Genomic DNA, 17,188 nt, shown 5'->3' on the forward strand with positions numbered 1-17,188 from the left:
CCTCGGCCCTCACTCATAGCGCAACGCCTGGATCGGATCGAGCCGGGCGGCGCGGCGCGCCGGGAAGTAGCCGAAGACGATGCCGATGGCGCCGGAGAAGATGAAGGCCAGCAGATTGATGCCGGGATTGTAGGTGAACGGCAGGTGCATCAGCGCGCTCAGACCGAGGCAGGCGATGAAGGCCAGCAGGATGCCGATCAGGCCGCCCAGCGCCGAGAGCACCACGGATTCGATGAGGAATTGCAGCAGCACTTCGTGCTCCAGCGCGCCGATGGCCAGACGGATGCCGATCTCGCGGGTGCGCTCGGTGACCGAGACCAGCATGATGTTCATGATGCCGATGCCGCCCACCAGCAGGCTCACGGCCGCCACCGCGCCGAGCAGACCGGTCATGGTGCGGATGGTGCCGGTCAGCGTCTCGGCGATCTGCTTGGTGTCCATGATGGAAAAGTTGTCTTCCTCGCCATCGGCGAGCTTGCGCCGCTCGCGCATCAGGCGCTTGATCTGCTCCATCACCGGCTCGGCGGCGATGCCGTCGCGCACCGAGAGCATCAGGCTGCCGACGTCCTGATTGCCGGTCAGCCGCCGCTGCACGGTGCGGATCGGCATGACGACCATGTCGTCCTGGTCCTGACCCATCGCCCCCTGGCCCTTGGAAGCCAGCACGCCGATGATTTCGCAGGCGATGTTCTTCACCCGCAGCTCGGCGCCGAGTACCTGCTGATTGGCGAACAACTGCTGGCGGATGGTATGGCCGATGACGCACACCGAGCGGCCGGCCATTTCCTCGTCCGGCTCGAACAGGCGGCCCTCGGCCAAGGTCCAGTTGCCGGCGGAAAAATAGTCGTTCGTGCTGCCATTGATCGTCGACGACCAATTCTGCCCACCGGCCACCAGCGTGGCGCGGCTATTCACCACCGGAGCGACCACGCGCAGCGAGGCGATCTGGTTCTGCAGGGCGTCGGCATCGCTCAGACGAAAGCGCGGCACGCCGGCGCCGCCGCCACCGCCGGGGCCGAGCATCTGGCCGGGGCGCAGCAGCAGCAGGTTGCTGCCGAGGCTGGCAATCTGGCTGGCCACCATGCGCGTGGCGCCATCGCCCAGGGTGACCATGGTGATCACCGCCGCCACGCCGATGACGATGCCCAGAACGGTCAGAAAAGAGCGCATCAGATTGCGGCGGATGGCGCGCTCGGCCAGCAGCAGGGCGTTGATCAGCATCTGCATCAGTGGGGCTCCGGCGGCAGGCGATGGGAATGTGCGTCTTGAGCGTCGTGCGCATCGTGAGCATTGCGCTGATCGCTGTCGATGCGGCCATCGACGAAGCGGACGATGCGCTGGGCATAGGCGGCCATGTCGAGTTCATGGGTGACCATGATCACGGTGATGCCCTGTTCGCGGTTGAGGCTGCCCAGCAATTCCATGATCTCGCGGCTGCGCGTGGTGTCGAGGTTGCCGGTCGGCTCGTCGGCGAGCAGCACTAGCGGCCGGGTGGCGATGGCACGGGCGATGGCCACGCGCTGCTGCTGGCCGCCGGAGAGTTCGGCCGGGGTGTGATGCTCCCAGCCGGCCAGGCCGACCTGGGCCAGGGCGTCGGTCGCCTGGCGATGGCGGCTGGCGGCATCCTGGCCGCGATAGAGCAGCGGCAGTTCGACATTCTCCCGCGCCGAAGTGCGCGCCAGCAGGTTGAAGCCCTGGAAGACGAAACCCAGGTAATGCCGCCGCAGCAGCGCGCGCTGGTTGCGATCCAGTTGCTCCACCGGGATGTCGCGGAAGCGGTAGCTGCCCGCGCTCACCACATCCAGACAGCCGATGATGTTCAGCGCCGTGGACTTGCCCGAGCCGCTGGGCCCCATGATGGCGACGAACTCGCCGGCGTGGATGTCCAGATCGACCTGCCGCAGCGCCTGGAAGGCGGTCGCGCCGCTGCCGTAGATCTTGTCCACGCCGCGCAGGGCGATCAGCGCCTGCTGCGCTGGCGGCGTTGGCAGACTCACGTCGCCTCCAGCAGATAATCGGTGATCACCTGCATGCCGGGCTTCAGCTCGCCGCCGGTGATTTCAGTCTGGCGGCCGTTGCTGGCGCCCAGTTGCACGTCTATCCTGCGCGGCTGGCCCTGCTCCAGCACCCAGAGCTGCCCCGAACCGCCGGCACGCGGCGCCGTCTGGCCGGCCTTCTTGGCGCGGCGCGGCATGCGCGGCAACAGCTTGTCCACATAGCTGCCGCCATCGCCGGCTTTCTCATCGCTGCCATTCCCCGCCTGCTGCGGCACATAACGCAGGGCGGCGGTCGGCACCAGCAGGACATTCTCGCGATCGACGGTGATGATCTGGGCCGTGGCCGTCATGCCCGGGCGCAGGGCCAGATCGTCATTCGCCACGCTCAGCACGGTCTTGTAAGTCACCACGTTGTCGATGATGGTCGAGCCGAGGCCCACGCGCTTGATGGTCGCCGGAAAGCGCCGCCCCGACCAGGCCGCCACGCTGAAGCTGGCCGGCTGGCCGAGCTGCACGGTGCTGACGTCGGCTTCATCGACGCGCACTTCCAGTTCCATCTGCGTCAAGTCCTCGGCGATGGAAAACAGCACCGGCGTGGTCATGGCAGCGGCCACGGTCTGTCCCGGCTCGACCTTGCGCGCCAGCACCACGCCGTTGATCGGCGAGCGGATGACCGCCTTGTCGATGTTGGTCTGGTCGGTGGTGAGCACGGCCTTGGCCTGGATCACCGCCGCCTGCGCGCTCTGGCGGTTGGCCTCGGCGCGCGCCACGGCGGCCTGGGCGGTTTCCAGTTCGCTGGCGGCCGGCACCTTGCCGCCGGAAAGTTCATGCACTTCGCGCAGGCGTTTGAGATTGGCCTGCTGCTCCTTGAGCGTGGCCTCGGCCTGGGCGACGTTCGCTTCGGCCACCGTCACGGCGGCTTGCGAGCGGGTCACCGCATCGCGCAGCTTGGCGGTATCCAACCGCGCCATGATCTGGCCCTGGCTGACGCGGTCGTTGTCATCGGCCAGCACCGCCTCCAGCGTGCCGGACAGCTCGCTGCCGACGTCCACCGAGCGCGTCGGCGCCAGGGTGCCGCTGGCGGAAATGCTCACCACCAGATGGCCCAGGGCGGCTTCCTCGGTGAGATAACGCCCCTGCTGTTTCTTGCCGGAGAAGAAAGCCAGATACAGGCCGCCGGCCAAGATCAAGAGCAGGACGACCAGCAAGCCGCTGCGCCAGCCAGTAAGGCGGCCGCGGCCTGGTTGCAGCAAGGGATCGAGCGTTTTTGCGTTCATTGCGCTTCCTCGTTGGCATCGGTGTGTTCTGCTTACGTCATGTGTTCTGCGTGTTCCGCGCTGGCGCCCTGCCAGCCGCCACCCAGCGCCTTGTAAAGACGGATCAGCGCCGTGAGTTCATCGGCCCGCGCCGTCGCCTCGCTGTCCTCGCTGGACAGCCGCGTGCGTTCGGCATCCAGCGTGCGCTGAAAATCCACCATGCCGCTGCGATACATCTGCTGCGCCAGCGCCGCCGCCCGTGCCGCGGCCGCAGCCGCCTGGCTGCGCGCCTGGCTGCGCGTCTGCGCCGCCGCCTGTTCGGCCAGCGCGTTCTCGACGTCTTCGAGCGCGGTCAGGATGCTTTTTTCGTAAGCGATGAGCGCCTGCTCGGCGGCGGCATCCTGAGCGTCAATGCGCGCGCGGATGCGGCCGCCATCGAACAAGGTCGCCGCCAGGCTGGCCGCCAGCGAGGCGGCGACATTCGCCCCGCTGCCCAGGGCGCCGGTCGACGCCGCCCGCCAACCGAGCGAACCGGACAGTTTCAGGCTGGGCCAGGCGTCGGCGCGGCGTTGATCCAGCCGCGCCAGCTCCGCCGCCAGACCAAGCTCCGCCGCCCGCACATCGGGACGCTGGCGCAAGGTATCGGCAGGAATCGGCAAGCGGGTCAGCGCCTGCGCACCGGGCAGGGGCTGCGCTGGCGCCAGTCGATCGCGCAAGCTGGCCGGCGGCTGTCCGCTCAACACCGCCAGCCGATGCATGGCCGCGGCGATGCCGGACTCCAGCCCCGGCAGACTGGCGCGCGTGCTGGCCAGATTGGCGCTGGCCTGTTCCAGCTCCAACTCGCTGGCCAGGCCCGCCTGGTTGCGCCAGCTCACCAGTTGCCAGGTTTCCTCCTGCGCCACCAGATTGCTGCGGGCAATCTGCAGGCGCTGCTGCAAGCTGCGCAGGTTGACATAGTTCAGCGCCACCTCGGCCGCCAGGCTGACCCTGGCCGCATCCAGACTGGCCGCGCTGGCCTCCAAATCAAACTCGGCGGCGCTCACGGCATCGCGCTGGCCGCCAAAGATGGACGGCTCCCAACTGGCATCGAAGCCGGCCGTGTACTGAGTCTGCGGACTGGCATGGCCGCTGCGCGCACGATTCGCCCCCGCGCTGGCGCCTATGCTGGGCGCCAGCCCGGCTTCCGCCAGATCCAGCGCCGCCCGCGCCTGCTGCAAACGGGACTGTGCCGTGCGCAGATCATGCGCGGACTGCAGCGCCTGCGCCATCAACGTATCCAGCGTGGCATCGCCAAACTGCTGCCACCACTGCATTTGCACCGCCGCGCCCGCGGGTGCGAGCGCGGGTGCGAGCGCGGGTACGGCCGCGGACCATTGCGCGGGCAACTGTAATTGCGACGCATGCGGTGTCGCCGGTCGCAAGGCCTGCAAAGGCACGCAGCCAGCCAGGGCCAGCAGCAGGCCAAGTCGACAGAATGTGGAAATCACGGACATGGTCGGGCCATAAATAAAACAAGCCCGAATTGTAGACTGGGGAGTCCAATAAAACGTCCATTAGTTACGTTACTTACGAATGTTACGAATTCTCACCAAATACAGGATGACGCGAAGATCAAGAGCGGTTATGCCGCGCATGCCGGTCTGGCGCAGATTCGCCACGAATTCCGAGGGCGTCCGTGGGTCCGTCGTTTTACCGAGAAGCGCGCGGACGGCAGGTCTGTCGCGTGAGATGCGCGACGCCGAGGCCGGCCAGTTCGGCATCCATGCGGCCGAGCGCGGCGGCGGCGAGTTGCGGCGGCACGGTGCAGCGAATCTCGTGGGCCACGCCGGCGGCGAGCAGCAGTTCGAGCGAAGCACGCGCCGCCGTGCCGCCGTCGCAGCCGACGATGGGCGCGTAATCGGCGAACGGCGCCTTGACGTCGAAGCCGACCCAATCCACGAGCGGCAGCACGGCGGCCAGGCGTTCCGGGTAGATACCGGCGGTATGCAGCGCCGTGGCGAAGCCCAGGGCGCGCACGTCGGCGAGCGCGAACGGCAGGTCGCGTTGCAGCAGCGGCTCGCCGCCGCTGAAGACCACGCCGTCGAGCAGTCCGCGCCGCGTTTCCAGCCAGGCCAGCACCTCCGGCCACGACAGCGCGCCTGCGCCGCGCGGCAGCAAGTGCGGGTTGTGGCAGTAGGTGCAGCGCCACGGGCAGCCCTGGCAGAAGACGACGGCGGCCAGCCGGCCGGGGAAGTCGATGGTGGTGAACGGCACCAGGCCGCCCACCGCCAGCACGGGTTCAGGCATGCGCTGCCTGGCAGGGCTCGACGAAGTGCCGGCGCTCGCCGTGCTCGCCCTGCTTACCCGGGTTGAACTCGGACACCGGGCGGTGGTAGCCCATGACGCGCGTCCACACTTCGCAGCGCTGGCGCTCGTGGTCGGGGATGTCGTGGGAACGGTGCTTTTCGGACATGGCGTTTCCTTTCTTGGTCGGTGAAAAATCAGTTTGCGGCCGCGCGCCGGGCGAGGATTTCCTCGTCGCACGTCGGGCAGAACTCGTGCTCGCCGGCCAGATAGCCGTGCTTCGGGCAGATCGAGAAAGTCGGCGTGATGGTGATGTAGGGCAGGCGAAAGCGCGTCAGCGCCGTGCGCACCAGTTGACGGCAGGCGGCCGGCGAGGAGATGCGCTCGCGCATGTAGAGGTGCAGCACGGTGCCGCCGGTGTAGCGCGTCTGCAGCTCGTCCTGGCGCAGCAGCGCCTCGAACGGATCGTCGGTGAAGCCGACCGGCAGCTGCGAGGAGTTGGTGTAGTACGGCTTCTCCGCCGTGCCCGCCTGCAGGATGCCGGGCCAGCGCTTCCTGTCCTCCTTGGCGAAGCGGTAGGTGGTGCCCTCGGCCGGCGTCGCCTCCAGGTTGTAGAGGTTGCCGGTCTCTTCCTGATAGCTGCGCATCTTGTCGCGCAGGCGGTCGAGCAGGCGGATCGCCAGCGCGTGCCCTTCGTCGTCCGTGAGGTCGGCGGCGCCGGTGAAGTTCCTCACCATCTCGTTGATGCCGTTCACGCCGATGGTCGAGAAGTGGTTGCGCAGCGTGCCGAGGTAGCGCTTGGTGTACGGGAACAGGCCGTCGTCCATCAATCGCTGCACCACCTTGCGCTTGATCTCCAGGCTCTCCTTCGCCATGTCGGCGAGGCGGTCGACGCGCGCCATCAGCGCATCCTCGTCGCCGGCGTGGAGAAAGCCGAGGCGCGCGCAGTTGATCGTCACGACGCCGATCGAGCCGGTCTGCTCGGCCGAGCCGAACAGGCCGTTGCCGCGCTTCAAGAGCTCGCGCAGGTCGAGCTGCAGGCGGCAGCACATCGAGCGGATCTGGTTCGGCTTCATGTCCGAGTTGATGAAGTTCTGGAAGTACGGCAGGCCGTACTTCGCCGTCATCGCGAACAGACGTTCGGCGTTCTCGGACTCCCACGGGAAGTCCTCGGTCATGTTGTAGGTCGGGATCGGGAAGGTGAAGGCGCGGCCTCGCCGGTCACCGGCGCTCATCACCTCGATGTAGGCGCGGTTGATGAGATCCATCTCGGCCTGCAGCTCACCGTAGGCAAAGGGCATTTCGACGCCGCCGATCACCGGCACCTGCTCGCGCAGATCCTCCGGGCAGACCCAGTCGAAGGTGAGGTTGGTGAACGGCGTCTGCGTGCCCCAGCGCGACGGCACGTTGAGGTTGTAGATGAACTCCTGCATGCCCTGGCGCACGGCGTCATAGTCGAGCCTGTCCTTCCTGACGAAGGGCGCGAGATAGGTGTCGAAGGAACTGAACGCCTGCGCGCCGGCCCATTCGTTCTGCAGCGTGCCGAGGAAGTTCACCATCTGGCCGAGCGCGCTCGAAAAATGCTTCGGCGGATCGGCCTCGGGCTTGCCGGGCACGCCGTTGAAGCCTTCGAACAGCAGCTGGCGCAGCGACCAGCCGGCGCAGTAGCCGCAGAGCATGTCGAGGTCGTGGATGTGGATGTCGGCGTCGCGGTGCGCCTGGCCGATCTCCGGCGGATAGACGTGCGACAGCCAGTAGTTGGCGACCACCTTGCCGGAGACGTTGAGAATCAGCCCGCCGAGCGAGTAGCCCTGGTTGGCGTTGGCGCGCACGCGCCAGTCGGCGCGATCCACGTACTCGTCGATGGCCGCAGCCACGTCGACCAGCGTGCGCCGGTCCTCGCGCAGCCGGCGGTGCTGGTCGCGGTAGGCGACGTAGGCGCGGAAGGTGGCGATGTGGTTGGCGTCGACCAGCGTCTGCTCGACGATGTCCTGCACCTGCTCCACGGTCGGCGCGGCGCTTTGATAGCGGTCGTGGCGGTGGCGCAGCACCTTGAGCACGCGCGCGACCAGCAGTTGCGCCTCCTCCTCGTCATACTCGCCGCTGGCCGCGCCGGCGCGGGCGAGCGCCGAGGCGATGCGTGCGGACTCGAAGGGCTCGTCGCGGCCATCGCGCTTGACGATGCGCGTCGGCAGGGCGGGCGAGGCGGGCCGAACCGGCGATCCGGCGGCATTCAGCAAAGAAGCGGGTTGGCGTTCTGTTCGTACCGGCATCGGGCGTCTCCGCAAGAATGGGCGGGGACTTTCCGCATCGGTCGATGTACCGATGCACGAGCGGCAGCAACTGGCAGACTCATGCGCGACCTCACGTCAGGGACACCCCGCCCCAATTGAAAAAAGGACTCATCGAGGCAGGTCTCCTGACTCTCGGCTCAACGCGCTTCGCTCGCCTTCCCGGAAAAATCCAGTGGCATGTCGTGCCGAAGCGCTTGCCGATTACAGTTGCGGGGGCAGTTCCGGGTTTCAGGCCGACGGCCTGGCACCGGATTCCCTTTCAATCCCGACTTGGGAACCATCGACGGCAGCCAGTCTAGTGCCACAAGATTTCAGCTGTCAAGAAAAAAACACTACCGGTAGTAGAAAACTGGTGCAGTGCTACTAGATATAGTAGCCCACCGCGCCGCAGCAACTTTTACGTACAGGTTGCTGCGGCATGCCTTGGCAATATCCACGACGCGGCGATGAAAACTCAAACGGCGCGCAACGCCTTGGCCGCCGCCACCATGTGGCGCAGCGCGGCGACGGTTTCCGGCCAGCCGCGCGTCTTCAGGCCGCAGTCGGGATTGACCCACAGGTTGCCGGCCGGGATTGTCTCCCGCGCCTTTTGCAGCAGGCGCGCCATATCGTCGGCATTCGGCACGCGCGGCGAATGGATGTCATACACGCCGGGGCCGATTTCGTTCGGATATTTGAACTTGCCGAAGGCATCCAGCAGCTCCATGTCCGAACGGCTGGTCTCGATGGTGATCACGTCGGCGTCCATGGCCGCGATCTCGGGCAGGATGTCGTTGAATTCCGAGTAGCACATGTGGGTGTGGATCTGCGTTTCGTCGGCCACGCCCGAGGCCGACAGGCGGAAGGCGCGGGTCGCCCAGGCCAGGTACTCGCGCCAGGCGGCGCGGCGCAGCGGCAGGCCTTCGCGGATTGCCGGCTCGTCGATCTGGATGATGCCGATACCGGCCCTTTCCAGGTCGCAGACTTCGTCGCGGATGGCCAGGGCGATCTGCGCGGCGGTAGTCGAGCGCGGCTGGTCGTCGCGCACGAAGGACCATTGCAGGATGGTGATCGGCCCGGTCAGCATGCCCTTCATCGGTTTTGGCGTCAGGCTTTGCGCGTAGGCGCTCCAGTCCACGGTCATCGGCTGCGGACGCGAGACGTCGCCGTAGATGATCGGCGGCTTGACGCAGCGCGAGCCGTAGGACTGCACCCAGCCGTTGCCGGTGAAGCAGAAGCCGGCCAGTTGCTCGCCGAAATATTCGACCATGTCGTTGCGCTCGGCTTCGCCATGCACCAGCACGTCGAGGCCCAGTTCTTCCTGTACCGCGACGGCGTGGGCGATTTCCTTCTTCATCGCGGTTTCGTAGTCGGCCGCGGACAGTTCGCCGCGTTTGAAGGCAGCCCGGGCGGCGCGGATTTCGGCGGTCTGCGGGAAGGAGCCGATGGTCGTGGTGGGCAGCAGCGGCAGCTGCAAACGCTTGCGCTGCGCGGCCTGGCGGACGGGAAAGGCAGCATGGCGGCGGTCGGCGGCGGCGGGCAACGCAGCCAGACGCTCGGCGACGGCCGGATTATTGACCCGACGGCTGGCATGCCGCGCCCGTATGGCTTGTCGGGATTTCGCCAGTTCGCCATCGGCGGCGGCATCACCGGCCAGCGCCTGTTTCAAGACTTGCAGCTCGTCGAGTTTTTCGACCGCGAAGGCCAGCCAGCCGCGCAGTTCGCCGTCCAACTTCATTTCGCCGGCGACGCTGAACGGCACGTGCAGCAGCGAGCACGACGGCGCCAGCCACAGGCTCTGGCCACGCTTGTCGAACAACGGACGAATGCGGGTGAGCGCCGCATCCAGATCGGTGCGCCAGACATTGCGTCCATCGACGATGCCCAGCGACAGCACCTTGTGCGCCGGCAGCCAGTCGGCCACCGAGGTAATTTCCCCGGCGGCGCGAATGCCGTCGACATGCAGGCCGGCCACGGGCAAGCGGCAGGCCAGAACGAGATTCTCCTGCAAGGGCGAGAAATAAGTGGCGAGCAGCAACGGCACGCCATTCGTCGCCAGCCTGGCATAAGCCGGCTCGAAGGCCTGTTGCCAGGCTGCCGCCAGATCGAGGCCGAGGACAGGCTCGTCGATCTGCACCCATTGCACGCCCTGCGCCTTGAGGCGGGCGAGAATCTGGCCGTATACCGGCAGCAGCTTGTCCAGCAGGCCGAGGCGATCGAAGCCGGCCGCCTTTTCCTTGCCCAGCCAGAGAAAGCTCAAGGGCCCGAGCAGCACGGCCTTGACCGGATGGCCCAGTGCCTGCGCTTCCGCCACCTCGGCAAACAGGCGCTCATCGGCCAGCGAGAACGCCGTCTCCGGCGTGAATTCGGGGACCAGGTAGTGGTAATTGGTATCGAACCACTTGGTCATTTCCAGTGCCGGATGGCCGTCGCCCGATGCGCCGGCCTCGCGGGCGACGCCGCGCGCCAGCGTGAAATAGCGGGCCAACGCCGGCTCGTCGCCGGAAAAACCGAAGCGCGCCGGCTCGCAGCCGAGCAACTGGATGTGATTGGCGACGTGATCGTAATAGGCGAAATCGCCGACGCTGACGAAATCGAGGCCGGCATCGCGCTGCGCCTGCCAATGGCGGGCGCGCAATTGGCGGCCAACGGCTTCCAGTTCGGCGGCATCGATCTCGCCGCGCCAGTGGCCTTCGAGGGCGAACTTCAGTTCGCGTTGGGCGCCCATGCGCGGGAAGCCGAGGGTGTGGATGATGGTCATTGTCCGTTTCCTTTTCTGAAAAATGCAGGCGTCACTCTAGAGACCACTATTCATGAAGTAAAATGGTATTAATTCAAATAACGATTAAATCCGCTCATATATGCTCGAACGCATACATCTGGAAATCCTCCGCGAAGTCGATAAACAAGGCTCGCTGACCGCCGCCGCCGACGTGCTCTGTCTGACCCAGTCGGCGTTGAGCCACAGCATCAAGAAACTGGAACAGCAACTGGGCACGCCGCTCTGGCTGCGCGAAGGGCGCAGCCTGCGGCTGACCCAGGCCGGCCAGTACCTGCTCGGCATGGCCAACCGCGTCCTGCCGCAACTGTTGCTGGCCGAGGAGCGCTTGCAGCAATTCGCCCAGGGCGAACGCGGCACGCTGCGCATCGGCATGGAATGCCATCCCTGCTACCAATGGCTGCTCAAGGTGGTTGCGCCTTATCTCGCCGCCTGGCCGGATGTCGATGTCGACGTCAAGCAGAAATTCCAGTTCGGCGGCATCGGCGCGCTGTTCGCCTTTGAGATCGACCTGCTGGTGACCCCCGATCCGCTTTACAAATCCGGCCTCGCCTTCGAGCCGGTGTTCGATTACGAGCAGGTGCTGGTGGTCAGCCGCAGCCATGCGCTGGCCGGCGCGGCGTTCGTCGAACCGGCACAACTGAGCGGCGAAGTGCTGATCACTTATCCGGTGACCATCGAACGGCTGGATATCTACAACCAGTTCCTGCTGCCGGCCGGCGTCTCGCCGAAGCGCCACAAGACCATCGAAACCACCGACATCCTGCTGCAGATGGTCGCCAGCGGGCGCGGCGTCAGCGCGCTGCCGCGCTGGCTGGTCGAGGAATACGCGGATGCGCTCGACATCGTGCCGGTACGGCTCGGCAAGCGGGGCGTGGCCAAGCAGATTTTTCTCGGCATCCGCGAAAACGAGTCCGGCATCGACTACCTCGACGCTTTCGTCGAGCAGGCGCGGCGCTCCGGCGCTCAAACCGCGCCGGCGTAAAAGGCGTCTTCGGCGTTATCCGTACCCGTCGTACCCGTACCGGGCTGATGGATGGTTTTTGCCGGCGCAACCGAGCCAATCCGCCCCCATGCGGCCTGCCCAGCCTGGCGGCGCCGTTCGCTCCAGCCAGCCAGCAGATGCCGCGTTTCAGCGCAGTCGCCCGCCGCGATGGCGCTTTTCAGCGCCTCATGGAAATCGTGCGAAGCCTGCATTTCCGGGCTGTCGAAAACCGGCCCGAAGGCCAGGCGCAACCTGGCGATCAGGCGGTCTGCCAGATCCGGCAGACAGGCATTGCCGGCAACCTTGACCAGGCTGGCATGCAGCTTCTCCCGTGTGTCGATGCTCAAGCATGACTTCGCCCTGGCCGCCTCGTCGGCGGCAAAGTCTTCCAGCAGATCGAGCAAGTCCAGCAATTGAAGGACGTTGGACCAGCTCAGGCGCGTGACGAAGCAGCCCTGGCGGGCGCGCGATTCAACCAATCCTTCGCCAGCCAGCACCTTTAGCGCTTCACGCAGCGGGGCGCGGCTGACGCCATAGCCGGAAGCCAGCTTGAATTCGTCGAGCGGCGCGCCGGGCGCCAATTCATGGCTGAAGATCCGCTTGCGCAACGAATCGGCCAGCGCCTCGTAGAGCATGCGCGGGCGCAGGATTTCGGTATTGGACTCTTGGTTCATGACAACTCCAGCAATAGATCCTTGGCATCGACCCGGTCGCCCGGGGCGACATGCACGCGGACGACGGCGGCGTCGCGCTCGGCGGTGATCGCCGTTTCCATCTTCATCGCCTCGACCGAGAGCAGCGGGCTGCCCTTCGCCACCTTCTGCCCGGCCTTGACGGCGACGGTGGCGACCATGCCCGGCATCGGCGCGGCGACGTGGGCGGCGTTGCCCTCCTCGGCCTTCGGACGGGATTTCTTCGCCTGCTGGCCGGCGCGGGTAATCCGCATCGGGCGCGGCTGGCCGTTCAACTCGAAGAACAGCTTGACTTCGCCGTTCTCCGGCGCGGGCGTCTCGCCGAGCAGGCGCACGACCAGCGTTTTGCCTTGGTCGATCTCGACCGACATTTCGTCCCCTTCGACGCCCTGGCCCAGACCGTAGAAGAACACCGGCGTCGGCAGCACCGACACGTCGCCGTACTGGCGCTGGTGCGCGGCGTATTCGGTGAATACCTTGGGATACATCAGCCAGCTCGCCAGCGCCGCGTCGTCGATGTGGTGGCCGACGGCCTTCTCGGCCTTTTTCCGCTCGTTTTCCAGGTCGACCGGGGGAAGATGCGCGCCGACCCGGCCTTCGACCGGCGTCTGGCCCTTGAGGATGCGTTGCTGGATTGCCTTGGGGAAACCGTCGGCCGGGTAGCCGAGTTCGCCGCGCATCATCGAGACCACGGAATCCGGGAAGCTGATTTCCTTGTCCGGGTTGGTCACGTCTTCCGGCGTCAGTTCGTTGGCGACCATGAACAGCGCCAGATCGCCGACCACCTTGGACGAGGGCGTGACCTTGACGATGTCGCCGAACAGCCGATTGGCGTCGGCGTAGGCTTGCGCCACCTCGTTCCAGCGGTGGTCGAGGCCCATCGCCCGCGCCTGTTCGCGCAGGTTGGTGTATTGGCCGCCGGGCATTTCGTGGCGGTAGACGTCCGAGGTGCCGGAACGGATGTCGGCCTCGAACGGCGCGTAGTAGCGGCGCACGCCTTCCCAGTAGCGCGAGAAGGGGGCGATGCGGCCCGGGATCAGGCCGCTGTCGCGCTCGGTATGTTCGAGCGCGGCGACGATGGCGCCGAGGCTGGGTTGCGAGGTCAGGCCGCTCATCGCGTCCATCGCGCCGTCCACCGCGTCGACGCCGGCTTCGACCGCCGCCAGCACCGAGGCGACCGAGCCGCCGCTGGTGTCGTGGGTGTGGAAGTGGATGGGCAGGCCGGTCTCTTCCTTGAGCGCCTTGACCAGCGCCCGCGCCGCCGCCGGCCGGCAGACGCCGGCCATGTCCTTGATGCCGAGGATGTGGGCGCCGGCCTTTTCCAGTTGTCTGGCCATGTCCACGTAGTATTTCAGGTGGTACTTGCTGCGCGCCGGATCGAAGAGGTCGCCGGTGTAGCAGATCGTGCCTTCGCACAGCGCGCCGGCCTCGATCACCGCATCCATCGCGACGCGCATGTTGTCGACCCAGTTCAGCGAGTCGAAGACGCGAAAGACGTCCATACCGTGCGCCGCCGCCTGCCGCACGAACCAGCGGACGACGTTGTCGGCGTAATTGGTGTAGCCGACGGCGTTGGAGGCGCGCAGCAGCATCTGGAACAGCACGTTGGGAATGGCCTCGCGCAGCTTGTCGAGGCGTTGCCACGGGTCTTCCTTGAGGAAGCGCAGGACCACGTCGAAAGTCGCGCCGCCCCAGCATTCGAGCGAGAAGAGGTCGGGCAGCAGGCGGGCGTAATGCGGCGCCACGGCGAGCATGTCGGCGCTGCGCATGCGGGTGGCGAATAGCGACTGGTGCGCGTCGCGCATGGTCGTGTCGGTGAGCAGCACGCGCTTCTGGTCGAACATCCAGCACGAAAAACCCCGCGCGCCGAGTTCGCGCAGCCGGTCCCGGCTGCCCGGCAGCGGCGGCACGCCGAGTTCGGCCTTGGGCAGCGGCGGCTTGGGCAGAGGCAGGGTCGGCTTCGCCCGGCCGGCCATCTCCGGGTTGCCGTTGACCGTCACGTCGCCGACGAAGCGCAGCAGGCGCGTCGCCCGGTCGCGGCGCGGCTTGAAGTCGAACAGTTCCGGCGTGGTGTCGATGAAGCGCGTCGTGCACTCGCCGTTCCTGAACGACGGATGGCCGATGACGTTTTCCAGGAAGGCCAGATTGGTCGCCACGCCGCGGATGCGGAATTCGCGCAGCGCCCGGTCCATGCGACGGATCGCCTCGTCGGCGTCGTGGCCGCGGGCGGTGACCTTGACCAGCAGCGAGTCGTAGTAGGGCGTGATGATGGCGCCGGTGTAGGCGGTGCCGGCGTCGAGGCGGATGCCGGCCCCGGCGGCGCTGCGGTAGGCGGCGAGCTTGCCGTAGTCGGGGGTGAAGCCCTTTTCCGGGTCTTCGGTGGTGACCCGGCATTGCAGCGCGTGGCCGGCCAGGCGGATGTCTTTTTGCGCCGGCAGGAAGTCGCTGTCGCCGATCCGGCCGCCCTCGCTGACGACGATCTGCGCCTTGACCAGATCCATGCCGGTGACCTCCTCGGTCACCGTGTGCTCGACCTGGATGCGCGGGTTGACCTCGATGAAGTAGAAGGCGCCGGTGTCGGCGTCCATCAGAAATTCGACGGTGCCGGCGTGGGTGTAATCGACGCCGGCGGCGAGCTTCAAGGCGGCGGCGCACAGCGCCTCGCGTTGTTCGGCATTCAGGTAGGGCGCGGGAGCGCGCTCGACGACCTTCTGGTTGCGCCGCTGCACCGAGCAGTCGCGCTCGAACAGGTGCACGCGGTTGCCGTGCGTGTCGCCCAGCACCTGCACCTCGACGTGGCGGGCGCGCACCACCATCTTTTCCAGATAAACCTCGTCGTTGCCGAAGGCGGCGGCCGCCTCGCGGCGGGCGACCTCGATCGCCGGCAGCAGTTCGTGATCAAAGTTGATCGCCCGCATGCCGCGACCGCCGCCGCCCCAACTGGCTTTCAGCATGAGCGGGTAGCCGATGTCGGCGGCCAGCTTGCGGCATTCGTCAGCATCGTCCGGCAGCGCGCCGGTCGCCGGCACCACCGGCACGCCGACCTTTTCGGCCAGGGCGCGCGCCGCGACCTTGTTGCCGAGTTCGCGCATGACGGCCGGTTGCGGCCCGATGAAGACGATGCCGGCCTGGGCACAGGCTTCGGCAAAATCCGGGTTTTCCGACAGGAAGCCGTAGCCGGGGTGGATGGCGTCCACCTTGGCCTGTTTGGCGACGCGGATGATGTCGGCGATGTCGAGATAGGCGGCGATCGGCTTTCTGCCGTCGCCGACCAGGTAGCTCTCGTCGGCCTTGAAGCGGTGCAGCGCGAAGCGATCCTCGTTGGCGTAGATCGCCACCGTGCGCAGCCCCAGCTCGGCGGCGGCACGCATGATGCGGATGGCGATCTCGCTACGGTTGGCGACCAGGATGCTGCGGATTTTTTTCATGGACATGTTCTCGATGGACGATGGACTGCTCCCTCTCCCCTTGTGGGAGAGGGTTGGGGAGAGGGGGTACGGGGGGGAGTGCGGAGGAAATTCGGCCCCTCTCCCCCGGCCCCTCTCCCGCGAGGGGAGGGTACGGGGGGAGTGCGGAGGAAATTCGCCCCCTCTCCCCCGGCCCCTCTCCCGCGAGGGGAGAGGGGAAATCAGGGGCTCAGGTGTAGCGCTTGTCGAGGGCGTCCCACTCGGGCTTGCCGACCAAGCGCTGGCGTTCAGCGAAGGGCGTCACCAGCCCGCTCGATTCGAGCACCTGCCTCTCGTCGCGCAACACGGTCAGCGCCTTCTGCATGCCCATCACCGCGCCCTGCAAGGCGGCGTTGGCGTAGAGGACGATGCCGAAGCCGAGCTGGCCGAGTTCCTCGGCGTTGAAGATCGGCGTCTTGCCGCCGATGACCATGTTCATCAGTTGCGGCGTGGCCAGGCGCTGCGGCAGGGCGCGGATCTCGTCGGCGCTGGTCACGGCCTCGACGAAGAGAATGTCCGCGCCGGCCTCGGCAAACTTCTGCGCGCGCTCGACGGCGGCCTCGAAGCCATGCACGGCGGCGGCGTCGGTGCGGGCCATGATGAGGAAATCCGGGTCGCGGCGGGCGTCGACGGCGGCCTTGATCTTGCTGACGGCTTCCTCGGTGCCGATCACGTCCTTGCCGTTGAAGTGGCCGCAGCGCTTGGGCGCCACCTGGTCTTCCAACTGGATGCAGTCGGCGCCGGCGCGTTCCAGCGTGCGCACGGTGTGATGGACGTTGAGCGCGTTACCGAAGCCGGTGTCGGCATCGACGATCAGCGGCACGTCGACGGCGTCGCGGATGCGCGCCGTGTGGTCGGCGATTTCGGCCAGGCCCATGAAGCCCTGGTCGGGCATGCCGAACCACATGTTGGTAACGCCGGCGCCGGTGACGTAGATGGCCTCGAAGCCGAGGTCGGCGATGATTCTGGCCGACAGCGCGTTGAAGGCGCCAGGCACGATGACGCCGCGACGGGCGGCGACGAGTTCTTTCAGTTTCTTGCGGGTAGACATGATGGTTCCTTTATTGCTTGAAGTTCTGGCCGGGTCAGGACAGGTTGATGGCGGCCGGACGGCCATCGGCATCGATGGCCACCATTTCAAAAGTGCCGCCCAGCACGTCCTCGGCCGCTGAGCCGGCCTTTTCGGCCACGCCGCTCACTTGCACCGTCATAGAACTGCGCCCGACGCGCACGACCTGGCCGCGCAGGGTGAGCACGTGGCCAATGGGAATGGGCGAGAGGAAATTGATGCCGCTGGCAGCGGCCATGACGACTTCCAGCCTGGACAGGCTACGCGCCGCCATGAAGGCCACCTTGGCCATCAGTTGCAGGCCCTGGCCGGCAAACAGGGTGCCGTGGTGATTCGCCAGCATCGGCAGAACCAGTTCGCGAATCTCGACTGCCTGGGTGGCTGGAAGCGTGGTCATGATCGGCTGGC

The 17,188-nt window shown here is 66.7% G+C and carries 13 protein-coding genes and 1 riboswitch; of the genes, 1 reads left to right on the plus strand and 12 read right to left on the minus strand.

Going from position 1 to position 17,188, the window contains the following annotated elements; translation table 11 throughout:
- Positions 1–9: 9 nt before the first annotated feature.
- The 8 genes from SDENCHOL_RS12765 to metE form a co-directional block, all read right to left on the minus strand.
- Entirely contained in the window at positions 10–1,227 is a 1,218-nt protein-coding gene (locus SDENCHOL_RS12765) for an ABC transporter permease (RefSeq protein ID WP_231912985.1), read from the minus strand.
- Positions 1,227–1,991, minus strand: a complete 765-nt coding sequence (locus tag SDENCHOL_RS12770; protein WP_067170762.1) for an ABC transporter ATP-binding protein — start codon at positions 1,989–1,991, stop codon at positions 1,227–1,229. Before SDENCHOL_RS12770 ends, SDENCHOL_RS12765 begins: the two co-directional genes overlap by 1 nt.
- A 2-nt stretch (positions 1,992–1,993) precedes the next feature.
- Positions 1,994–3,274, minus strand: coding sequence for an efflux RND transporter periplasmic adaptor subunit (locus SDENCHOL_RS12775; RefSeq protein WP_067170374.1), 1,281 nt, complete (start codon positions 3,272–3,274; stop codon positions 1,994–1,996).
- A gap of 32 nt (positions 3,275–3,306) precedes the next feature.
- Positions 3,307–4,746 carry an efflux transporter outer membrane subunit gene (locus tag SDENCHOL_RS12780; protein ID WP_083522855.1) on the minus strand — a complete coding sequence of 480 codons (1,440 nt, stop codon included), beginning with the start codon at positions 4,744–4,746 and terminating at the stop codon, positions 3,307–3,309.
- Between the two features lie 196 nt (positions 4,747–4,942).
- The gene (locus SDENCHOL_RS12785) at positions 4,943–5,539 is read right to left on the minus strand and encodes an anaerobic ribonucleoside-triphosphate reductase activating protein (protein ID WP_067170377.1); all 597 of its coding nucleotides are present in this window, start codon (positions 5,537–5,539) and stop codon (positions 4,943–4,945) included.
- Positions 5,532–5,705: an anaerobic ribonucleoside-triphosphate reductase gene (gene nrdD / locus SDENCHOL_RS12790; RefSeq protein ID WP_067170379.1), complete on the minus strand. Its 174-nt coding sequence runs from the start codon at positions 5,703–5,705 to the stop codon at positions 5,532–5,534. The genes SDENCHOL_RS12785 and nrdD overlap by 8 nt, the downstream gene beginning before the upstream one ends.
- 28 nt (positions 5,706–5,733) lie before the next feature.
- On the minus strand, positions 5,734–7,809 hold the full coding sequence (locus SDENCHOL_RS12795; RefSeq protein ID WP_083522856.1) for a ribonucleoside triphosphate reductase: 2,076 nt from the start codon (positions 7,807–7,809) through the stop codon (positions 5,734–5,736).
- 118 nt (positions 7,810–7,927) lie between these two features.
- Positions 7,928–8,127: riboswitch (cobalamin riboswitch) on the minus strand.
- Positions 8,128–8,284: 157 nt separating this feature from the next.
- Complete coding sequence (gene metE, locus SDENCHOL_RS12800; protein ID WP_154717253.1) at positions 8,285–10,570, minus strand: 5-methyltetrahydropteroyltriglutamate--homocysteine S-methyltransferase; 2,286 nt, start codon at positions 10,568–10,570, stop codon at positions 8,285–8,287.
- Positions 10,571–10,670: 100 nt separating this feature from the next.
- Here metE and SDENCHOL_RS12805 point away from each other — a divergent pair, with 100 nt between their 5' ends.
- On the plus strand, positions 10,671–11,573 hold the full coding sequence (locus SDENCHOL_RS12805) for a LysR family transcriptional regulator (RefSeq protein WP_067170383.1): 903 nt from the start codon (positions 10,671–10,673) through the stop codon (positions 11,571–11,573).
- Here the strand turns inward: SDENCHOL_RS12805 and SDENCHOL_RS12810 are convergent.
- The 4 genes from SDENCHOL_RS12810 to SDENCHOL_RS12825 form a co-directional block, all read right to left on the minus strand.
- Complete coding sequence (locus tag SDENCHOL_RS12810; protein ID WP_067170386.1) at positions 11,555–12,247, minus strand: GntR family transcriptional regulator; 693 nt, start codon at positions 12,245–12,247, stop codon at positions 11,555–11,557. The two genes, SDENCHOL_RS12805 and SDENCHOL_RS12810, sit on opposite strands and share 19 nt — an antisense overlap.
- Positions 12,244–15,699, minus strand: coding sequence for a pyruvate carboxylase (locus SDENCHOL_RS12815; RefSeq protein ID WP_231912987.1), 3,456 nt, complete (start codon positions 15,697–15,699; stop codon positions 12,244–12,246). Before SDENCHOL_RS12815 ends, SDENCHOL_RS12810 begins: the two co-directional genes overlap by 4 nt.
- A gap of 202 nt (positions 15,700–15,901) precedes the next feature.
- A complete protein-coding gene (locus SDENCHOL_RS12820; protein WP_067170388.1) occupies positions 15,902–16,762 on the minus strand; it encodes an isocitrate lyase/PEP mutase family protein in 861 nt (286 codons plus the stop codon).
- Positions 16,763–16,796: 34 nt separating this feature from the next.
- The gene (locus SDENCHOL_RS12825) at positions 16,797–17,177 is read right to left on the minus strand and encodes an acyl-CoA thioesterase (protein ID WP_067170774.1); all 381 of its coding nucleotides are present in this window, start codon (positions 17,175–17,177) and stop codon (positions 16,797–16,799) included.
- Between the last annotated feature and the right edge of the window lie 11 nt (positions 17,178–17,188).

Origin of the sequence: Sterolibacterium denitrificans (assembly GCF_900174485.1) — a bacterium.
GTDB lineage: Bacteria > Pseudomonadota > Gammaproteobacteria > Burkholderiales > Rhodocyclaceae > Sterolibacterium > Sterolibacterium denitrificans.

Bases quoted from the DNA above. Each gene is read 5' to 3' on its own strand.
- SDENCHOL_RS12810 (WP_067170386.1), bottom strand. From the start codon at position 12,247: ATGAACCAAGAGTCCAATACCGAAATCCTGCGCCCGCGCATGCTCTAC.
- SDENCHOL_RS12765 (WP_231912985.1), bottom strand. From the start codon at position 1,227: ATGCAGATGCTGATCAACGCCCTGCTGCTGGCCGAGCGCGCCATCCGC.
- SDENCHOL_RS12795 (WP_083522856.1), bottom strand. From the start codon at position 7,809: ATGCCGGTACGAACAGAACGCCAACCCGCTTCTTTGCTGAATGCCGCC.
- SDENCHOL_RS12780 (WP_083522855.1), bottom strand. From the start codon at position 4,746: ATGTCCGTGATTTCCACATTCTGTCGACTTGGCCTGCTGCTGGCCCTG.
- SDENCHOL_RS12775 (WP_067170374.1), bottom strand. From the start codon at position 3,274: ATGAACGCAAAAACGCTCGATCCCTTGCTGCAACCAGGCCGCGGCCGC.
- SDENCHOL_RS12825 (WP_067170774.1), bottom strand. From the start codon at position 17,177: ATGACCACGCTTCCAGCCACCCAGGCAGTCGAGATTCGCGAACTGGTT.
- SDENCHOL_RS12805 (WP_067170383.1), top strand. From the start codon at position 10,671: ATGCTCGAACGCATACATCTGGAAATCCTCCGCGAAGTCGATAAACAA.
- SDENCHOL_RS12785 (WP_067170377.1), bottom strand. From the start codon at position 5,539: ATGCCTGAACCCGTGCTGGCGGTGGGCGGCCTGGTGCCGTTCACCACC.
- nrdD (WP_067170379.1), bottom strand. From the start codon at position 5,705: ATGTCCGAAAAGCACCGTTCCCACGACATCCCCGACCACGAGCGCCAG.
- metE (WP_154717253.1), bottom strand. From the start codon at position 10,570: ATGACCATCATCCACACCCTCGGCTTCCCGCGCATGGGCGCCCAACGC.
- SDENCHOL_RS12815 (WP_231912987.1), bottom strand. From the start codon at position 15,699: ATGTCCATGAAAAAAATCCGCAGCATCCTGGTCGCCAACCGTAGCGAG.
- SDENCHOL_RS12820 (WP_067170388.1), bottom strand. From the start codon at position 16,762: ATGTCTACCCGCAAGAAACTGAAAGAACTCGTCGCCGCCCGTCGCGGC.